Below are 17260 nucleotides of genomic sequence, written 5' to 3'. Positions count from 1 at the left end.
GGGCGCGTCGTCGTTTCGGGGCGAGGGGACGGAGTCCTGAACAGGGTGGGCGGATGACACGCTGGGGGACACTACGGGGGACTGCGCTGTCTGGGAATATTGTTGATCGTGATTGCTGTGGGTGACTATTGTTTGATGAGGGGAATCCCCGAGAACGTCGATTTCAGAATGGGATTCGTGTCTGCGACAGTCGCAGACACCCGGCGATTCGGCAGGTCGTGCAGGCTGCGTGGTCCCGCTCGCGGGGTCGGTGAGTGGTGAGGGTCAACGGATACGCATCCCCAACATGTCATCACTAAAAGTCACATCATTCATCCCTGCACGCCGGCTTAGCACTGCTATAACCATCTTCGTCCGGTTCGATCTCGCCCGTTGTCAGCCGAAAAAACTTGTCGGTGTGACCTTCTTGTTATCGCGTCGGCCATCCGGGTGTTGCTGAATCCCGGAGCCTCTTTGCCGCCGACAAATTGCAGGGACCCGGCACTGCTGGCGGTCCGGGTCATCCATGATGATCATGGCTCGGTCGACGCGCTATTCGGGTGGTGCTGTCTGCGGTGTCGGTTCGGGGCCGGTGGTGCCTTCGGGGCGACCACTCATTGCGGCTCGGGATTGGGCTCAACGGCAAGGTCGACGCGGTGGGGGGGGGTGGGGTCTGGCGTCGAATTTGCGTGGAGGGCTGTCGGACCCGGCGGATAGGGTCTGGCGGTGACTTCGGGGCGGCCACTGATTCAGGCGCGAGGGTTGGTGAAGCGCTTCGGTGACTTCACCGCCGTGGATGGCATCGACGTCGAGGTGCGCTCGGGTGAGGCGTTCGGTTTCCTCGGCCCCAACGGCGCGGGCAGGTCCTCCACCATGCGGATGGTCGGTTGCACGTCCCCACCCAGCGGTGGTGAGCTGCGCATCCTCGATATGGACCCGGTCGCCGACGGTCCGGCGATCCGAGCCCGGCTGGGCGTGTGCCCGCAGTTGGACAATCTCGACCCGGAGCTGACCGTCCGGGAAAATCTGACGGTCTACGCGCGCTACTTCGGCATCGGCCGCCGATCGGCCCGGGAGCGGGCCGACGAGTTGCTCGACTTCGTCCGGCTCACCGAGCGGGCCGACAGCAGGGTCGATCCGCTGTCCGGTGGGATGAAGCGCCGATTGACCATCGCCCGCGCGCTGGTCAACGATCCGGAGATCGTGCTGCTCGACGAGCCGACCACCGGGCTCGACCCGCAGGCCCGGCACCTGGTGTGGGAGCGGCTGTTCCGGCTGAAGCAGCAGGGCGTCACGTTGGTGCTCACCACGCACTACATGGACGAGGCCGAGCAGCTCTGCGACCGGCTGGTGGTGATGGACGGCGGGCGGATCGTCGCCGAGGGCTCGCCCGGGGCGCTCATCGAGCGACACTCCACCCGGGAGGTGGTCGAGCTGCGCTTCGCCGCCGAGTCGCAGGAGCCGTTCGCCCGCAAGCTCGACGGCCTGGGGGAGCGGATCGAGGTGCTGCCCGACCGGGTCCTGCTCTACGTGCCCGACGGCGACGCGGCGGTCGCCGAGGTCGCCGCGCTCGGGCTCGACCCGGCCAACGTGCTGGTGCGGCGCAGCGGCCTGGAGGACGTCTTCCTCCACCTGACCGGCCGCACCCTGGTCGACTGACCCACTCGGCTGTCCTGGAGTCGGGGTGTCGGCGTGGCGCTGACGCCCCGACTTTCCGGACGTCGAGTCGATCAACAAGCGGGGACCAGGCACGAGGTGCGCCGGGCTGAGGGCCGGCGACGGTTGACGGCGGCCGGGCCGCCGTTAGGGTGACCGGCGGCCTGTCGTACCCCGAAGGAGCTTCATGTCCGATCTGGTGACCGCCAACCGACGTCAGGCCGGGCTGACCGCCCTCTACCTGGGCATCTTCGCGATGGTCTGGTTCAGTGTGCCGGCGGCGGAACAACCGCTGCGCGCCCTGCTGGTGGTGGGCAGCATCGTCGCACTGCTCACCGCCGTACTGGGTGGCGTGCTGGCGGCCCGACTCCGAGGCGCCGGCAGCCCTCGGGACCGGGCAGCCGACCGCCCGTACCTGCTCATCGTCGTCGCCGAATTCGCCGCCGCCGGGCTGGGTGCCGCGGTGCTTGTCGCTGCCGGCTGGTCCGAGTACGTGCCGGTGCTGGTCTGCCTGGTGGTCGGCCTGCACTTCTTCCCGCTCGCCCCGCTCCTGCGGGACCCGCTGCTGCGTCCGCTCGGTGTCGCGCTGTGCCTGGTGGCAGCGGCGGGGCTGGGCACCGGCCTCGCCTCGGCGGTGTCCGCGGGTCTGGTGGTCGGCGTCGGCGCGGGAGTGCTGCTGCTCGGTTACGCCGTGCAGGCGCTGGTCCGCGCCTACCGACCGGCCTGACCGGCGGAGGCCCGCGCGGGCGACGTGGTCCGATCGTCTCCCGCGTGATCGAGCTGCCAACGATCAACGGGCTCTCGCCCAGGTGAGAAATCGGTCGCCTAGTCGATCGTCAACGGCCTGGCCGGGCAGGTCTTCGGTCGCCTCGCAGAGCAACGTGGCGAGGTAGATGAGCAGGCCGATCCGGTCCTCGCGGTATTCGCCGAGCAGCGCCAGCCGGGCCGGGGAGCACGGCCACGCCGCACCGCAGACCCGGCAGCGCCAGGAGGGGCGCGCTGCCACGTGTGGGCGGTAGCGGGGCATCAGAGGCTGTCCCGATCCCGCAACCAGTGGCTGCCGTTCGGGCGGGCGCGTCGCCGGCACCTGAGTCGCACGGGGAACCTCCGTGGGGTGGGAGGGGAGCGCCCCGGACCGTGGTCACGGGACGCTCCCGAGCAGGAGACCACCGCGCTGCGGTGGTTCGAGCCGCTCTACGTGCCGGGCCTGGTGCAGACCGAGGGGTACGCCCGCGCCATCCTGGCCGGTGCCGGGCTCTTCGCGGCGGACGAGGTCGAGCAGCAGGTGACCGCCCGGCTCGACCGGCAGGGCGTGCTCACCCGGGACCGGCCACCGCTGCTCAGCGTGGTCGTCGACGAGTACGCGCTGCGCCGCCACATCGGCGGGCCGGAGGTGATGCGCGAGCAGCTGCGGCACCTGGTGAAGCTCGGCTCGGCCCTGCCCCGGGTCCGAATCCAGGTCGTGCCGCTCTCCGCCGGTGCGTACGCTGGGCTCGATGGTCCCTTCGTGATCGCCACCACCGCCACCGGTGAGGATGTCGTCTTCCTGGACGGGCAGCGCCACGGGCAGGTGATCGACCGGGCCGAGTACGTGCGGCAGATGGTCGAGGTGTGGGAGTCGATCCGCGGTGAGGCACTATCGCAGCAGCAGTCCCTCGACCTGATCGCGGAAGTGGCGGAGACATGGAGCTGACCGGCGCCCGCTGGCGCAAGAGCACCCGCAGCAACGGCAGCGGTGGTGCCTGTGTGGAGGTTGCCGACAATCTGCCCGGGGTGGTGGCCGTCCGCGACTCCAAGGACCCGAGCGGCCCGGCGCTGTTCTTCGCGCCGGACGCGTGGCGTGCGTTCGTCGGGCTCGGCGCCCTTCGCGGGTAGCTGCGCCGGTCGCTGCGGTCGCGCCGGTGGCGCCGGTGGCGCTGCGCTCGCGCCCGGTCGCGCCCGGTCGCGCCCGGTCGCGCCCGGTCGCGCCCGGTCGCGCCGGTCGCTGCGGTCGCTGCGCTCGCGCCCGGTCGCGCCGGTGGCGCCGGTCGCTGCGGTCGCTGCGGTCGCATCGGTCGCCGGTCGCCCGTTGGCGGCGCTTCGGACCGCTAGATCCACTCGGTTTCCTGCAAACTGGGGTGTCGCAGCGCGGTGGACCCCCCGGTTTCCGTGAAACTGAGTGGATCATGGGCGCGAGCGGGCCGGGACGCCCCGGTTTTGGTGAACCCGTGCCGCTCACCAGCGTGAGCCGGGCCGGGACGCCCCGGTTTTGGTGAACCCGTGCCGCTCACCAGCCTGAGCCGGGCCGCAGACGCCCCGGTTTCCGTGAACCCGTGCCGCTCACCAGCGTGAGCCGGCCCTGGACCCCTCGGTTTCGATAAACCCGAGTGGATCATCAGCGACGAGCCGGCCGAAACCCGGGCGACACGGCGACGTGCTCGTCGTAGGGTGGCCGGCGGCCTGTCGTACCCCGGGGGTAGGAAGGTCGGGGACGGGGGGTGGTCGTGGTGCGTGTGGCGGGGCGGGCGCGGTTGCCGTGGCTGCCGGCGTGGGCGGTGTTCGAGCAATACCTGGTCGGTCTGCGCCGCACCTGGCGGGCCAGGGTGTTCTCCTCGTTCCTGCTGCCGGTGCTGACAGTTGTCGGCTTCGGGATGGGCGTCGGCGCCTACGTCGACCAGGGCGTCGACGGGGTGCGCTACCTCGACTGGCTGGTTCCCGGGCTGATCGCCTCGACCGCGTTGCAGGTGACGGTCGGTGACTCGGCCTGGCCGGTGTTCAGCAACTTCCAGTGGGTCAAGACCTACTTCGCGCAGAGCGCCTCGTCCCTGCGGGTCGGCGACATCGTGTTGGGGCACCTGGCTTTCGTGCTGTTCCGGGTGCTCACCACCATCGCGGCGTTCCTGGTGGTCACCGGGCTGTTCGGGGCGTTGCGCTCGCCGTGGGCGGTGGCCACCCTGCCGGTGGTGGCGTTGCTGGGGCTGGCCGTTGCCGCGCCGGTCTTCGCGTACGCCGCCTGGGTGTCCACCGACAACTGGCTGGCGATGCTGTTCCGGTTCGCGGTCATCCCGATGACGCTCTTCGCCGGGGTGTTCTTCCCGGTGGAGTCGCTGCCCGACGCACTGCGGTGGCTGGCGTACGCGACGCCGCTGTGGCACGCCGTCGACCTCTGCCGCGCGGCCACGCTCGGGGTCGCCCCCCAGTGGTCGATCGCCGGGCACCTGCTCTACCTGGCCGCGTGGGCCGGTGTCGGCTGGCTGTTGGCGCTGCGCGCCTTCCGCCGCAAGCTCGTCGTCTAGGGAGATCCCGTGGTCACGCTGCTCCTGCCCCGGCTGGTGGACGTCTCCGCCGCCTCCCGGCGGTCCGCGTCGGTGGTGGGGCGCAACGTCGCGGCGCTGAAGTCGGTCTACTGGCTGCTCCTGCTCTCCGGCTTCCTGGAACCGCTGCTTTATCTGCTCTCCATCGGCGTGGGCGTCGGCACGCTGATCGGCGACCTGCCGCTGCCCGACGGGCGACTGGTGTCGTACGCCGAGTTCGTGGCTCCGGCGATGCTGGCCTCCTCGGCGATGACCGGGGCGCTCTCCGAGACCACCTTCAACTTCTTCGGCAAGATGAAGTACATGAAGCTGTACGACGGGATGATCGCCACCCCGGTACGGCCGATCGAGATCGCCCTCGGTGAGCTGGGCTGGGCGATGCTGCGGGGCAGCACCTACTCGGCCGCGTTCCTCGGCGTGATGATCGCCCTGGATCTGACAAGCGTCACCCGTGCGGTGACGGCTCTCCCGGCCGCGGTGCTTGTCGGGTTCGCGTTCGGGGCCCTCGGCATGGCGGTCTCCACCCTGCTGCGCAGTTGGCAGGATTTCGACCTGGTGGGCAGCGTGCAGTTCACCCTGTTCCTCTTCTCCGGCACCTTCGTGCCGGCGCAGGCGTACCCGACCCTGCTGCACTGGCTGGTCGAGATCACCCCGCTGTACCGGTCGGTGCACCTGATCCGGGGCCTCGCGCTGGGCACCGGGGGTTGGCTCTGGCTGCTCGACGTGCTCTACCTGCTGGCGGTGCTGGCGGTCGGCCTGCTGGTGGCGTCGTGCCGGATGGGCAGGTTGCTCTACCAGTAGGGGTTATCGGCGCCCGTCGACGGGGCATGTCGGAGGTGACACCACCACCGACGATGAGGAGGGGCGATGGCCTCGGACGACTCTGCCGCCGGCCGGACGCCTGCCGACGCCAGCGGGCCGGTCGGACCCGACGCGGGACCGGACAGCCCCGCCGATCTCCCCGGCAGCGGCTGGAAGGCGGCGCTGCGGCGCACGGTCAGCGAATTCCAGGACGACAGCCTGACCGACTGGGCGGCGGCACTCACCTACTACGGGGTGCTCTCCATCTTCCCTGGCCTGTTGGTGCTGATCTCGATCCTCGGTCTGCTGGGCACGGGCGCCACCGAGGGGGTCAAGGACACCGTCGACCAGGCGGTGCCGGAGGGCAGCATCCGGCAGATCATCATCGATGCGATCACCGCGGCGGACAAGAACGGCAGCCTGGCCAGCGTCGCGGCGATCATCGGTGTGGTGGCCGCGTTCTGGTCCGCGTCCGGCTACATCGGCGCGTTCATGCGCGCCTCGAACAGCATCTACGACGTGCCGGAGGGTCGGCCGATCTGGAAGACGCTGCCGATCCGCCTCGGCGTGACCGCGGTGGTCGGAGTGCTGTTGCTGGTCAGTGCGGTGATCGTGGTCTTCACCGGCCGCCTCGCCGAGACGGTGGGGGACGTGGTCGGCCTCGGCTCGGCGGCGGTCACGGTGTGGGACGTCGCCAAGTGGCCGGTGCTGTTGATCCTGGTCAGCCTGATGTTCGCGATCCTCTACTGGGCCTCACCGAACGCCCGGCACGGCGGTTTCCGCTGGGTCAGCCCGGGTGGGGTGCTGGCCGTGGTGATCTGGCTGGTGATCTCCGGCCTGTTCGCCCTCTACGTGAGCAACTTCGGCTCGTACGACAAGACGTACGGGGCGCTGGCCGGCGTGATCATCTTCTTGGTCTGGCTGTGGCTGAGCAACATCGCGATCCTGCTGGGTGCCGAGTTCGACGCCGAGTTGGAGCGGGGTCGCGCCATCGCGGCCGGCCATGGAGTCGACGACGAGCCGTACGTCGAGCTGCGCGACGACCGCAAGCTCCGCAAGAAGCGCAACGCCGCCGGCAGCCGCTGACGGGCTCCCGCCCCGCACACCCGAAACCGCCCCGCCACCAGCCATTGGTTGGCGGGGCGGTTTCGGGTGTGTCGATGCAACTGCGGGCGATCGGACGCGGGCGGACCGTGATCCTTTTCTTGATCGACTAGTAGCTTTTGTTCTTTCGGACAAAAGTTCATCTCGGAACGGTTGAAGCTCTGGACACACGGTGCAGAGCGCTCCTACTGTGTCGGACACAACACTTCGACATTGCGTCGATGTGAACGATGCGAATGAAGAGGTGACCCCCCGGTGCGCACCGTCGACCCCCTGCACGTACGGCTGTTGCGGTTGCTCCGCGACGAGGGGGCCGTCTCCCGCGCCGAGCTGGGCGACCGACTGCAGATGCCCCGCCCGCGCATGCTGGCTGAGCTGGATCGCCTGGTCGCACTGGGTTACGTCGCCGAGGCGGGGCTCGCCGCCTCCCGGGGTGGGCGTCGCTCCACCCTGGTCGAGTTGAACCCGAAGCTGCGCTTCGCCGCGGTCGACCTGGGCGCCAGCTCGATGGACATCGAGGTGGTGAACGGCCGCCTCGAGCCGGTCGCCCAGTACGCCGAGCCGGCCGACATCCGCAACGGACCGAAGGTGACCCTGCAACGGGTCAACGAGCTGCTGCACAAGGCCCGGGTCGACGGGGCGTACGAGCGGTTGGACGCGGTGGGCATCGGCGTACCCGGTCCGGTCAGCTTCCGCGACGGCGTTCCGGTCTCGCCGCCGATCATGCCCGGCTGGGACCGGTATCCGGTGCGCGAGTTGCTCAGCCGGGAGCACGGTTGCCCGGCGGTGGTCGACAACGACGTCAACATCATGGCGATCGGTGAGCGGCACGGCGGGGTCGCCCACTCGGTGGACGACTTCCTGTTCGTCAAGATCGGCACCGGCATCGGGTGCGGCATCTACCTCGCCGGCGAGGTCTACCGGGGCACCGACGGCTGCGCCGGCGACATCGGCCACATCCAGGTCGACTCGCACGGCCCGATGTGCTCCTGCGGCAACGTCGGCTGCCTGGAGGCGCTGTTCAGCGGCGCCGCGCTGGCCAAGGACGCCGCGACCGCCGCCCGCAGCGGGACGTCGCCGGCGCTGGCCGAGCGGCTGGCCCTGCGGGGGATGGTGACCGCGCTGGACGTCGCCGAGGGCGCCGTCGAGGGCGACGTGACCTGCATCCAGCTCATCCGGGACGGCGGACGGCGGGTCGGTGGGGTGCTCGCCGGCCTGGTCAGCTTCACCAACCCTTCGATGATCGTGATCGGCGGCGGGCTGGCCCAACTGGGGCACATCCTGCTCGCCGAGATCCGCAGTGTGGTCTACCGCCGGTCGCTGCCGCTGGCCACCGGCAACCTGCCGGTCGTGCTGTCCGAGCTGGGTGGACGTGCCGGTGTCACCGGCGCGGCGGTGCTCGCCGGCGACGTCGCCTTCGGGGAAGCATCGTGAGCGCGAGGAGTGAGCCGGGTTTGCGAGCCCCGCAGTCGCGAACAGAGGCCGGCATCGTGAGCGCGAGGAGTGAGCCGGGTTTGCGAGCCCCGCAGTCGCGAACAGAGGCCCGCACTGTGAACCCTGACCGAAATCCTGTCGTGAGCGAGGAGGAGACTGTGGCTCTGCCCGAGGATGACGCCGCCACCGCGTCGGCCGAGGCCGTCGCCGAGGCACCGCTGGTCGAGGCTCCCGCCGACACCGTCGCGGGCGAGGTGGTCCTGCGCCTCACCGATGTCGTCAAGACGTTCCCCGGCGTACGCGCACTCGACGGTGTGCAGCTCGAGGTGCGTGCTGGCGAGGTGCACTGCCTGCTCGGGCAGAACGGCGCCGGCAAGTCGACCCTGATCAAGGTGCTCTCCGGCGTGCACCAACCGGATTCCGGGCAGGTGGAGTGGCGCGGCGAGCCGGCCACGTTCACCAACCCGCAGGCCGCGATGAAGGCCGGCATCGCCACCATCTACCAGGAGCTCGACCTCGTCGAGGACCTGTCGGTGGCGGAAAATGCCTTCCTGGGGCACGAGTACCGCAGCTTCGGGTTCGTCCGACGCGGTCGGATGGCCCGGCACACCCGGCAGATCCTCAGCCGGCTCGGCCACGGCGAGATCCCGCCCGGACGGATGGTCCGGTCGCTGCCGGCCGCCGGCAAGCAGATCGTCAGCATGGCCCGAGCGCTCTCGCACGAGGCCCGACTGATCATCATGGACGAGCCGAGCGCGGTGCTGGCCCATGACGAGGTGGGCAACCTGTTCCGGATCATCCGCGAGCTGACCGCGCAGGGCATCGCCGTCATCTACATCTCCCACCGCATGGAGGAGATCCGCGAGATCGGTGACCGGGTCACCGTACTCAAGGACGGTCGGACCACGGCGGCGAACCTGCCGGCGCGCGAAACCCCGACCCGCGACCTGGTCAGTCGGATGACCGGCCGCACCATCGAGTACGTCTTCCCGGACCGGCCGGCCGAGGACCCCGCCGGCGCGGATCTGCTCCAGGTGGAGGGGTTGACCCGCACTGGCGAGTTCGCCGACGTCTCGTTGAACGTGCGCGCCGGGGAGATCGTCGGCATCGCGGGGCTGGTCGGCTCCGGCCGCTCCGAGCTGCTGGAGACCATCTACGGCGCCCGTCTCGCGGAGGCCGGCTCGGTCCGGATGAACGGCAAGGCGCTGCGTCCCGGCGTCGGCGCCGCCGTGCGGGCCGGCATGGGGATGGCCCCGGAGGAACGCAAGAGTCAGGCGCTGCTGCTCGGCGAACCGATCTACCGCAACGTCACGCTGGCCACCTTCGGCCGGTACGCGCGGCTCGGCTTCACCAACGCCGCCAAGGAGCGCGCCGAGGCGGACCGGATCGCGGAGAGCCTGGAGCTGCGGCCACGGGACGTCGACCGGCCGGTACGCACGCTGTCCGGCGGCAACCAGCAGAAGGTGGTGGTCGGGCGGTGGTTGCTCGGCGGCACCAAGCTGTTGCTGCTCGACGAGCCCACCCGGGGCGTGGACGTGGGCGCTCGGGCTGAGCTCTACCAGGTCATCCGGGGTCTGGCCGCGCAGGGCGTCGGGGTGCTGCTGGTCTCCAGCGAGGTGCCCGAGGTGCTGGGTCTGGCCGACCGCGTGCTGGTGATGCGGGAAGGGCGGGTCGTGCGTGAAGCAGCGGCCGGCGAACTTGACGAAAACACTGTGCTTGACCTCGTGATGGCGGGGTCCTTGATGGAAGGCGCACCGGCATGAGCGACGCGACTCCCACTCCCACCGCGACACCGGAGCGCCCGCAGCTTCCGGCCCAGTCGCCGCCGGTGGACCCGGCGGAGACGGCGGTGGCCAGCAACAAGGCGGGGTCCACGGGCCGACTGTCCTGGTGGCGCGGCGACGGCGGTGACGGCGCGAAGCGCAACCTCGGCCTGATCGGGGTGCTGGCCGCGCTGATCCTGGTCGGCGCGATCACCAAGCCGGACCTGTACGGCGACCCGACGTGGGTCTGGAACAACGTGCTGGCCATCCTGCAACTCGCGTCGGTCGTCGGCGTGGTCACGGTCGGGATGACCTTCGTGATCATCGGCGGTGGTATCGACCTCTCGGTCGGTGCGATCGTCGCGCTGGCCGGGGTCTGGTGCACCACGGTGGCCACCCAGAACTACGGCGCCGGCGGCATGATCTTCACCGCCCTCGTGGTCGGCATCTGCGTCGGCCTGGTCAACGGTGTGCTCATCTCGTACGGCAAGCTGGTCCCCTTCATCGCGACGCTCGCGATGCTGGTGGCGGCCCGCGGCCTCGCGGCGTCGATCTCCAACAAGCAGACCCAGGTGTCGACCAGCACCGTCATCAACGACATCGCCGCCCGCAAGATCCTCGGCATCCCGATCCTCGTCTACATCCTGGGCGCGGTGGTGGTGGCCGGCTGGATCCTGCTCAACCGCACGACCTTCGGCCGGCGGACCATCGCCGTCGGCGGTAACCCGGAGGCGGCCCGGCTGGCCGGCATCAACGTCCGGCGGCACACCATGCTGCTCTACGCGCTCTCCGGTCTCTGCTGCGGCATCGCGGCGATCATGCTCACCTCGCAGGCCACCTCGGCGCAGGCGGCGATGGCCAACCTGTACGAGTTGGACGCGATCGCCGCGGCGATCATCGGCGGGACGTTGCTCAGCGGTGGCCGGGGCACGATCGTCGGCTCGCTGCTCGGCGTCATCATCTTCGCCACGATCACCAACCTCTTCGCCATCAACGGCCTCTCCATCGAGGCGCAGAACATGGTCAAGGGCGGCATCATCGTCGCCGCCGTCCTGATCCAGCAGTTCCAGTTCAAGTCAGTCACTCGGCTCTTCGCGCGGAACAGGGTCACCACCGCAACCTGACGCACCGCACCGATGTCCTGGCCAGGTCGAGAAATTCGACACCGGCCGGGCCCCGCACACCCTTACTCACTCAAATCCCCGTTCCCAGGAGGTCGTTCATGACCCAGCACAGTCGCGACGTGTCGCGCCGCCGGTTGCTCTTCGGTGGAGCCGCAGTTGGCGCCGCCACCCTGTTGACCGCCTGCACCAGCAACGAGACCCCGGCGGCCAGCACCCAGACCAAGGCCGCCGGCAACGCCGAAGGCAACAACGCCCCGGGCAAGAAGGTCGTCATCGGCTTCTCCGCCCCGGCCGCCGACCACGGTTGGATGGGCGCGATCCACGCCAACGCCAAGGCGCAGGCCGCGGCGTACTCCGACGTGGAGTTCAAGGAGGTCGACGGCGGCTCGAACTCGGAGGCCCAGCGCTCCACGCTCGGCACGCTGATCGCCCAGAAGCCGGACATCATCGTCGTGCTGCCGCACGACGGCAAGGAGGTCAACGCCGTTGCCCTCCAGGCGATGCAGGCGGGCATCCCGATCGTCAACCTCGACCGGGCGTTCCCCGACGCGCTGGCCTCCCGGCTGGTGATCAAGGGCGACAACTACGGCATGGGCGTGTCGGCCGGGCACTACATCGGCAAGATGCTGAAGGACAAGGGCGTCACCAACCCGGTCATCGGTGAGATCGCCGGCCTGGAGATCCCGCTGACCGTCGAGCGCAGCGACGGCTTCAAGGCCGCCCTGGCGACCTACGGCTTCACGGTGAAGAACCGCCGCTCGGCCGAGTTCACCTCGGACAGCGGTCAGCGCGAGGCGGCCCAGCTGCTCCAGGCGCTGCCGAAGATCGACGCGATCTGGAACCACGACGACGACCAGGGCATCGGTGTGCTCGCGGCCATCAAGCAGGCCAACCGGTCGGAGTTCTTCATGGTCGGCGGCGCGGGCTCCAAGCTCGCGATCGAGGCGATCAAGGCCGACAACACGGTGCTGAAGGCCACGGTCACCTACAACCCGTCGATGGCGTCCTCGGCGATCTCGCTCGCGCGGCTCGTCGCGCAGGGTCGGGGCCTGGGCGACCTGACGGAGCTGCAGGTGCCCAAGGAAGTGACGCTGGCCTCGGAGACGATCACCAAGGAGAACGCGAGCAGCTACGACAAGCTCGGGTTCTGACATACGGGGGGAGACCCACCTTGTCCACGACAGACAAAGAACTGCGGGTCGGCATGGTCGGCTACGCGTTCATGGGCGCCGCGCACTCACAGGCGTGGCGCACCGTGAACCGCGTCTTCGACCTGCCGGCGCGGGCCCGGATGGCGCTGATCTGCGGTCGAGACACAACGAAGGTGGCAGAAGCCGCCGATCGTCTCGGCTGGGAGGCGTCCACCACGGACTGGCGTGACCTGATCAGCCGGGACGACATCGACGTCGTCGACATCTGCACACCGGGTGACAGTCACGCCGAGATCGCCCTCGCCGCACTGGCCGCCGGCAAGCATGTCCTGTGCGAGAAGCCGTTGGCCAACACGGTGGCGGAGGCACGGGCGATGACCGCTGCGGCGGACGCGGCCCGGGCCTCCGGAGTGCGATCGATGTGCGGGTTCAACTACCGCCGGGTCCCCGCGGTCACGATGATGCGTCAGATGGTCGCCGACGGACGGCTCGGGGTGATTCGACACGTCCGTGCGACGTACCTACAGGACTGGATCGTGGACCCGCAGTTCCCGCTGGTCTGGCGGTTGCAGAAGGACAGGGCGGGCTCCGGCGCGCTCGGTGACATCGGTGCGCACATCATCGATCTGAGCCAGTTCGTCACCGGTCAGCGGATCAGTGGGGTCAGCGCGGTCACCGAGACCTTCGTCAAGGAGCGGCCGTTGCCGGCCGAGTCGAGCGGGCTGGCGGCCAGTGTGGACGGCGGTTCGGCGCCCACCGGGCCGGTCACCGTCGACGACGCCGCGGTCTTCGTGGCCCGGCTCGACGGTGGCGCCCTGGCCACGTACGAGGCGAGCCGGTTCGCCACCGGTCGCAAGAACGCGCTGCGCGTCGAGATCAACGGCTCGCTGGGCAGCGTGATCTTCGATCTGGAGCGGCTCAACGAGCTGGAGTTCTACGACGCCACCCGGCCCAGCGTGGAACAGGGTTTCACCCGCATCCTGGTGACCGAGGGCGACCACCCGTACATGTCGGCGTGGTGGCCTCCGGGCCACATCATCGGCTACGAGCACTCGTTCACCCACGAGATGCGCGACTTCATCGAGGCGGTCGCCACCGGCGTCGACCCGACTCCCTCCTTCGCCGACGCGTTGCAGGTCCAGTTGGTGCTGGACGCGGTGACCCGCTCGGCGGAGCTCGGCTCCTCCTGGACCGAGGTGGAAACGGCGCTGGTCACAGCCGCCGCCTGACAGTTGACCATCCGCGATGGCGGTGTTCGCACCGCCATCGCCCGACCGGCTTTCCGACGCCGACCGGCGAGGGACCGACCGCGGATTGCGCCCCGCGGCCGGGACGAGGTTGGCAACGGAGAGCGTGCAGCCGGGCCGTACGGCCCGGTGGCGCACGCGCAGGACGGTCGTTCGGTGCGGCCGGACCGGGATTCCCCGGCCGCACCGGAGGACCGCCACCACCGGTGGAAATCCAGAACCTGACGGCACCGCCCGCTGCTGCCCCCACCCGTACCGCATCCGCTCGCCGGTCTTCGGCGCGCCGTGCTGCGGTCGGTCACCAGGTGGGCACGGCGGCCTGAGACGCCCGGTCGGGGCTTGCCAACGCCCCGGTCGGTCGGATGCGGGGGAGGCAGGGTCGAGACGCCGACCCGACCCTGCCTACCAGCCCCGTCTGCCCGCACCCGTACCGGGAGCCGGTCCGGCGTCGTCGCCGCCGACGCCGACGTCGGAAACCGGTGTCGTCCCGGTGCGGGGCGGGCGGGCGGGGCCCATCCAGCCACGGCCATATCTTTCCGAACAATATTCTGATATCCCTATATTTAGCGGTACCGACGATTCCTCGAGAACGGGGAAGGAGCACCATGCGAACAGGTGTCTGGCTGATAGGAGCGCGTGGTTCAGTCGCGACCACCAGCATCGTCGGAGGGCTCGCGCTGCGAGCAGGTCTGGCCGGACACACCGGCTGTGTCACCGAGCTTCCCGAGCTGCGCGGCCCGGCCCTGCCGGCCTTCGCCGATCTGGTCTTCGGCGGACACGACCTGGCCACCACCCCGTTGTGCAAGCGCGCCGAGGCGCTTGCCGACACCGGTGTCATCCCCTGGCGGTTGGTCGCCGCGCTCCGCGACGAGCTGGGCGTGGTCGAGCAGGAGCTGCGCCCCGCGCCGGTCGGCGACACCCAGGCCGACCGGGCCGATGCCGTGGTCCGCGACCTCACCAGCTTCCGCGAGCGGCACGGGCTGGACCGGGTGGTGGTCGTCAACGTCTGCGCCACCGAAGCCGCCCCGCCACCGCATCCCGGGCACGCCGACCCCGACGCGCTGCGCGCCGCGCTCACCGGCCCGGACGAGGTGCTGCCACCCAGCTCCCTCTACGCGTACGCGGCACTGCTGGCCGGCTGCTCGTACGTCGACTTCACCCCGTCCACCGGGTTGCGGCTGCCCGCGCTCGCCGCCCTGGCCGACGAGGCTCGCCTGCCGTACGCCGGACACGACGGCAAGACCGGGGAGACCCTGGTCAAGTCGGTACTCGCGCCGATGTTCGCGATGCGCAACCTGGACGTGCGCTCCTGGTCCGGGTTCAACCTGCTCGGCGGTGGCGACGGCGCCACCCTCGCCGACCCGGCCGCGAACGCCGCGAAGGTGCAGAGCAAGCAGCGGGTGCTCGGCGAGACGCTGGGCTACGTCCCGCAGGGCGGCACCCGCATCGAGTACGTCGAAGAGCTTGGCGACTTCAAGACCGCCTGGGATCTGATCACCTTCGCCGGCTTCCTCGGCACCGGCATGCGGATGGAGTTCACCTGGCACGGCTGCGACTCCGCGTTGGCCGCGCCGCTGGTGCTCGATCTGGCCCGACTCACCGCCGCCGCGCACGCCGCCGGGCACGTGGGTCCGCTGACCGAGCTGGGCTTCTTCTTCAAGGACCCGCTCGGCACGCCCAGCCACTCGCTGGGCGAGCAGTGGGCCCGGCTGACCGACTTCACGCGGCTTCTGCACGCCGGCGCGGACGGTGCCGATGACCACGCTGGCTGACCTCGCCGAGCTGGTCCGGGCACCGGCCGCGCTCTCCGTGCCCGGTGACGTGGTCGCCGGAGCGGCGGCAGCCGGTGCGTTGGGTTCGCGTACCCCCGCCCTGGCCGGCGCTTCGGTGCTGCTCTACTGGGCCGGCATGGCCGCCAACGACTGGGCCGACCGGGGCCTGGACGCCGTGGAGCGGCCCGAGCGGCCGATCCCCAGCGGGCGGGTCACCCCGGCCGCCGCGGTCGGTCTCGCGGCGGGCCTCACGGCCGCCGGCGTGGGCCTGGCCGCCGCCGTGGGCGGTCGCCGCGCCGCCGCGCTCGCCGTGCCGCTGGCCGCCACCATCTGGGGGTACGACCTGCTGGCCAAGAACACCGCCGCCGGGCCGGCCGTGATGGCCGCCTGCCGGGGGTTGGACGTGCTGCTCGGCGCGTCCGGCGGCCGGGTGACCAGGGCGTTGCCGGCGGCGGTCACCGTCGCCGCGCACACCTGGACGGTCACCGCGCTGTCCCGCCGGGAGGTCAGTGGCGCCGACGCGGCCCTGCCGATGCGCACCCTCGCGGGCACCGCGCTCGTCGCCGCCAGCGCCGCCATCCCGCAGGCCCGGCGCGCGGCTGCCCGAGCCGCCGACCACAGCGGTGCCACCGCCCAGGGTCGGGCCACCGACGAGGTCGGCGCGCGCGTGAGTCGCACCCGTTCTGCCGGGGTCGCGGCCGTGCTGCCCGCCGTGCTGGCCGGGTGGTATGCCGCCCGCTACGGCGCGGCCCAGGCCGAGGTGATCCGGGACCCGTCGGCCGGGCGGGTTCGCGCCGCGGTCGGCGCGGGGATCACCGGACTGCCCGCCCTGCAGGGAGCGCTCACCGCGCGCGGCGGCGCCGGCCTGCTCGGGTTGGCGGTCGCGGCGGCCGCGCCGCTGGGTCGACGCCTGGCCCGGAAAGTCTCCCCGACATGACCGTTCCCCACCCCCGACCCGCACCGCCGACGGCCGACGCCACGACGCTGCGCCTCGGGTACGGCACGAACGGCTTCGCCAACCACCGGCTCGACGACGCGCTCGCCGTCCTCGCCGACCTCGGGTACGACGGGGTGGCTCTCACCCTCGACCACGACCACCTGGACCCGTTCGCGCCCGGGCTCGCACGCCGGGTGGCCGTCCTCGGCCGGCGGTTGGCGGAGCTGGGTCTGGCGGTGGTGATCGAGACCGGAGCCCGGTACCTGCTCGACCCGTGGCACAAGCACGCCCCGACGTTGCTGCACGACGACCCGACCCGGCGGATCGAGTTCCTGCGCCGGGCCGTCCGGATCGGCGCCGACCTGGGCGCGGAGGCGGTCTCGTTCTGGGCCGGTGTCCGACCCGAGACGGTGTCGCCGCAGTGCGCCTGGGACCGGTTGGTCGCCGGCTGCGCCACGGTTGTCGACGCGGCCGACAGCGCCGGCGTCACCCTCGGCTTCGAGCCCGAGCCGGGGATGTTGGTGCAGGACATCGCCGACTGGCGCCGGCTGCGCGCGGCCCTCGGCGACCCGGCACGGTTCGGCATCACCCTCGACATCGGCCACTGTCGCTGCCTGGAGCCGTGGCCGGTGCCGCAGTGCGTCGCGGAGGTGGCCGGGCACCTGGTCAACGTGCAGATCGACGACATGCGCCGGGGCGTGCACGAGCACCTGGAGTTCGGCACCGGCGAGATCGACTTTCCGCCGGTGCTGACGGCCCTGGCCGAGGCCGGCTACCGCGGCCTGGTCGCCGTCGAGTTGCCCCGCGACTCGCACGCCGCACCGGACGTGGCCGCCCGGTCCATCGATTTCCTGCGCGCCGCGGCGGCCACCTCGACAGGCGGTGACCGCCGGCGACAGGAGGTGCCTGCCAAGGCCCTCAGCTCTGCATCAACGGACGCGACAGATCCGGGCACCGACCGTCGCGTGGAGTGAAGCAGAGCAAAGGACGCGGTCGGGC

Annotated in this window: 16 protein-coding genes; 15 read left to right on the top strand and 1 reads right to left on the bottom strand. The window is 70.8% G+C overall.

Features of this window, described 5'->3' with window-relative positions:
• The first annotated feature begins 705 nt into the window (after window positions 1-705).
• Both ACFYPM_RS24730 and ACFYPM_RS24725 read left to right on the top strand, forming a co-directional pair.
• Window positions 706-1638, top strand: coding sequence for an ABC transporter ATP-binding protein (locus ACFYPM_RS24730; RefSeq protein ID WP_387201270.1), 933 nt, complete (start codon window positions 706-708; stop codon window positions 1636-1638).
• A 184-nt stretch (window positions 1639-1822) separates the two neighbouring features.
• Window positions 1823-2362, top strand: coding sequence for a hypothetical protein (locus ACFYPM_RS24725; RefSeq protein ID WP_387201267.1), 540 nt, complete (start codon window positions 1823-1825; stop codon window positions 2360-2362).
• Between the two features lie 63 nt (window positions 2363-2425).
• Here ACFYPM_RS24725 and ACFYPM_RS24720 read toward each other — a convergent pair whose 3' ends face one another.
• The gene (locus ACFYPM_RS24720) at window positions 2426-2641 is read right to left on the bottom strand and encodes a flavin reductase (RefSeq protein ID WP_387201265.1); all 216 of its coding nucleotides are present in this window, start codon (window positions 2639-2641) and stop codon (window positions 2426-2428) included.
• A gap of 108 nt (window positions 2642-2749) precedes the next feature.
• On the opposite strand from ACFYPM_RS24720, the gene ACFYPM_RS24715 reads away from it, so the two are divergent.
• The 13 genes from ACFYPM_RS24715 to ACFYPM_RS24655 all read left to right on the top strand — a co-directional run bounded on the left by ACFYPM_RS24715 (window position 2750) and on the right by ACFYPM_RS24655 (window position 17235).
• Entirely contained in the window at window positions 2750-3328 is a 579-nt protein-coding gene (locus ACFYPM_RS24715) for a DUF5753 domain-containing protein (RefSeq protein WP_387201262.1), read from the top strand.
• Entirely contained in the window at window positions 3319-3510 is a 192-nt protein-coding gene (locus ACFYPM_RS24710; protein ID WP_387201259.1) for a DUF397 domain-containing protein, read from the top strand. The genes ACFYPM_RS24715 and ACFYPM_RS24710 overlap by 10 nt, the downstream gene beginning before the upstream one ends.
• A gap of 602 nt (window positions 3511-4112) precedes the next feature.
• A complete protein-coding gene (locus tag ACFYPM_RS24705) occupies window positions 4113-4910 on the top strand; it encodes an ABC transporter permease (RefSeq protein WP_387201256.1) in 798 nt (265 codons plus the stop codon).
• A 9-nt stretch (window positions 4911-4919) separates the two neighbouring features.
• The gene (locus ACFYPM_RS24700) at window positions 4920-5729 is read left to right on the top strand and encodes an ABC transporter permease (protein ID WP_387201253.1); all 810 of its coding nucleotides are present in this window, start codon (window positions 4920-4922) and stop codon (window positions 5727-5729) included.
• A gap of 66 nt (window positions 5730-5795) precedes the next feature.
• Window positions 5796-6815, top strand: coding sequence for a YihY/virulence factor BrkB family protein (locus ACFYPM_RS24695; protein WP_387201250.1), 1020 nt, complete (start codon window positions 5796-5798; stop codon window positions 6813-6815).
• Between the two features lie 273 nt (window positions 6816-7088).
• Entirely contained in the window at window positions 7089-8267 is a 1179-nt protein-coding gene (locus ACFYPM_RS24690) for an ROK family protein (RefSeq protein ID WP_387201247.1), read from the top strand.
• A 254-nt stretch (window positions 8268-8521) separates the two neighbouring features.
• Window positions 8522-10030 carry a sugar ABC transporter ATP-binding protein gene (locus ACFYPM_RS24685; protein WP_357245185.1) on the top strand — a complete coding sequence of 503 codons (1509 nt, stop codon included), beginning with the start codon at window positions 8522-8524 and terminating at the stop codon, window positions 10028-10030.
• Window positions 10027-11154 carry an ABC transporter permease gene (locus tag ACFYPM_RS24680; RefSeq protein ID WP_387201243.1) on the top strand — a complete coding sequence of 376 codons (1128 nt, stop codon included), beginning with the start codon at window positions 10027-10029 and terminating at the stop codon, window positions 11152-11154. Before ACFYPM_RS24685 ends, ACFYPM_RS24680 begins: the two co-directional genes overlap by 4 nt.
• Before the next feature lie 98 nt (window positions 11155-11252).
• The gene (locus tag ACFYPM_RS24675; protein WP_387201240.1) at window positions 11253-12305 is read left to right on the top strand and encodes a substrate-binding domain-containing protein; all 1053 of its coding nucleotides are present in this window, start codon (window positions 11253-11255) and stop codon (window positions 12303-12305) included.
• Window positions 12306-12358: 53 nt separating this feature from the next.
• Entirely contained in the window at window positions 12359-13534 is a 1176-nt protein-coding gene (locus ACFYPM_RS24670; RefSeq protein ID WP_387201323.1) for a Gfo/Idh/MocA family protein, read from the top strand.
• Window positions 13535-14157: 623 nt separating this feature from the next.
• A complete protein-coding gene (locus ACFYPM_RS24665) occupies window positions 14158-15324 on the top strand; it encodes an inositol-3-phosphate synthase (RefSeq protein ID WP_387201237.1) in 1167 nt (388 codons plus the stop codon).
• The gene (locus ACFYPM_RS24660) at window positions 15308-16261 is read left to right on the top strand and encodes an SCO3242 family prenyltransferase (RefSeq protein ID WP_387201234.1); all 954 of its coding nucleotides are present in this window, start codon (window positions 15308-15310) and stop codon (window positions 16259-16261) included. Before ACFYPM_RS24665 ends, ACFYPM_RS24660 begins: the two co-directional genes overlap by 17 nt.
• Window positions 16258-17235 (top strand): sugar phosphate isomerase/epimerase family protein, encoded by a 978-nt coding sequence (locus tag ACFYPM_RS24655; protein WP_387201231.1) that lies wholly within the window; start codon window positions 16258-16260, stop codon window positions 17233-17235. Before ACFYPM_RS24660 ends, ACFYPM_RS24655 begins: the two co-directional genes overlap by 4 nt.
• The last annotated feature ends 25 nt before the right edge of the window (window positions 17236-17260 follow it).

It is taken from the genome of Micromonospora sp. NPDC005203, from assembly GCF_042872705.1.
Taxonomy (GTDB): domain Bacteria; phylum Actinomycetota; class Actinomycetes; order Mycobacteriales; family Micromonosporaceae; genus Micromonospora.
The sequence above is the reverse complement of the archived record's forward strand: the minus strand, read 5'-3'. Positions and strand labels throughout refer to the sequence as shown.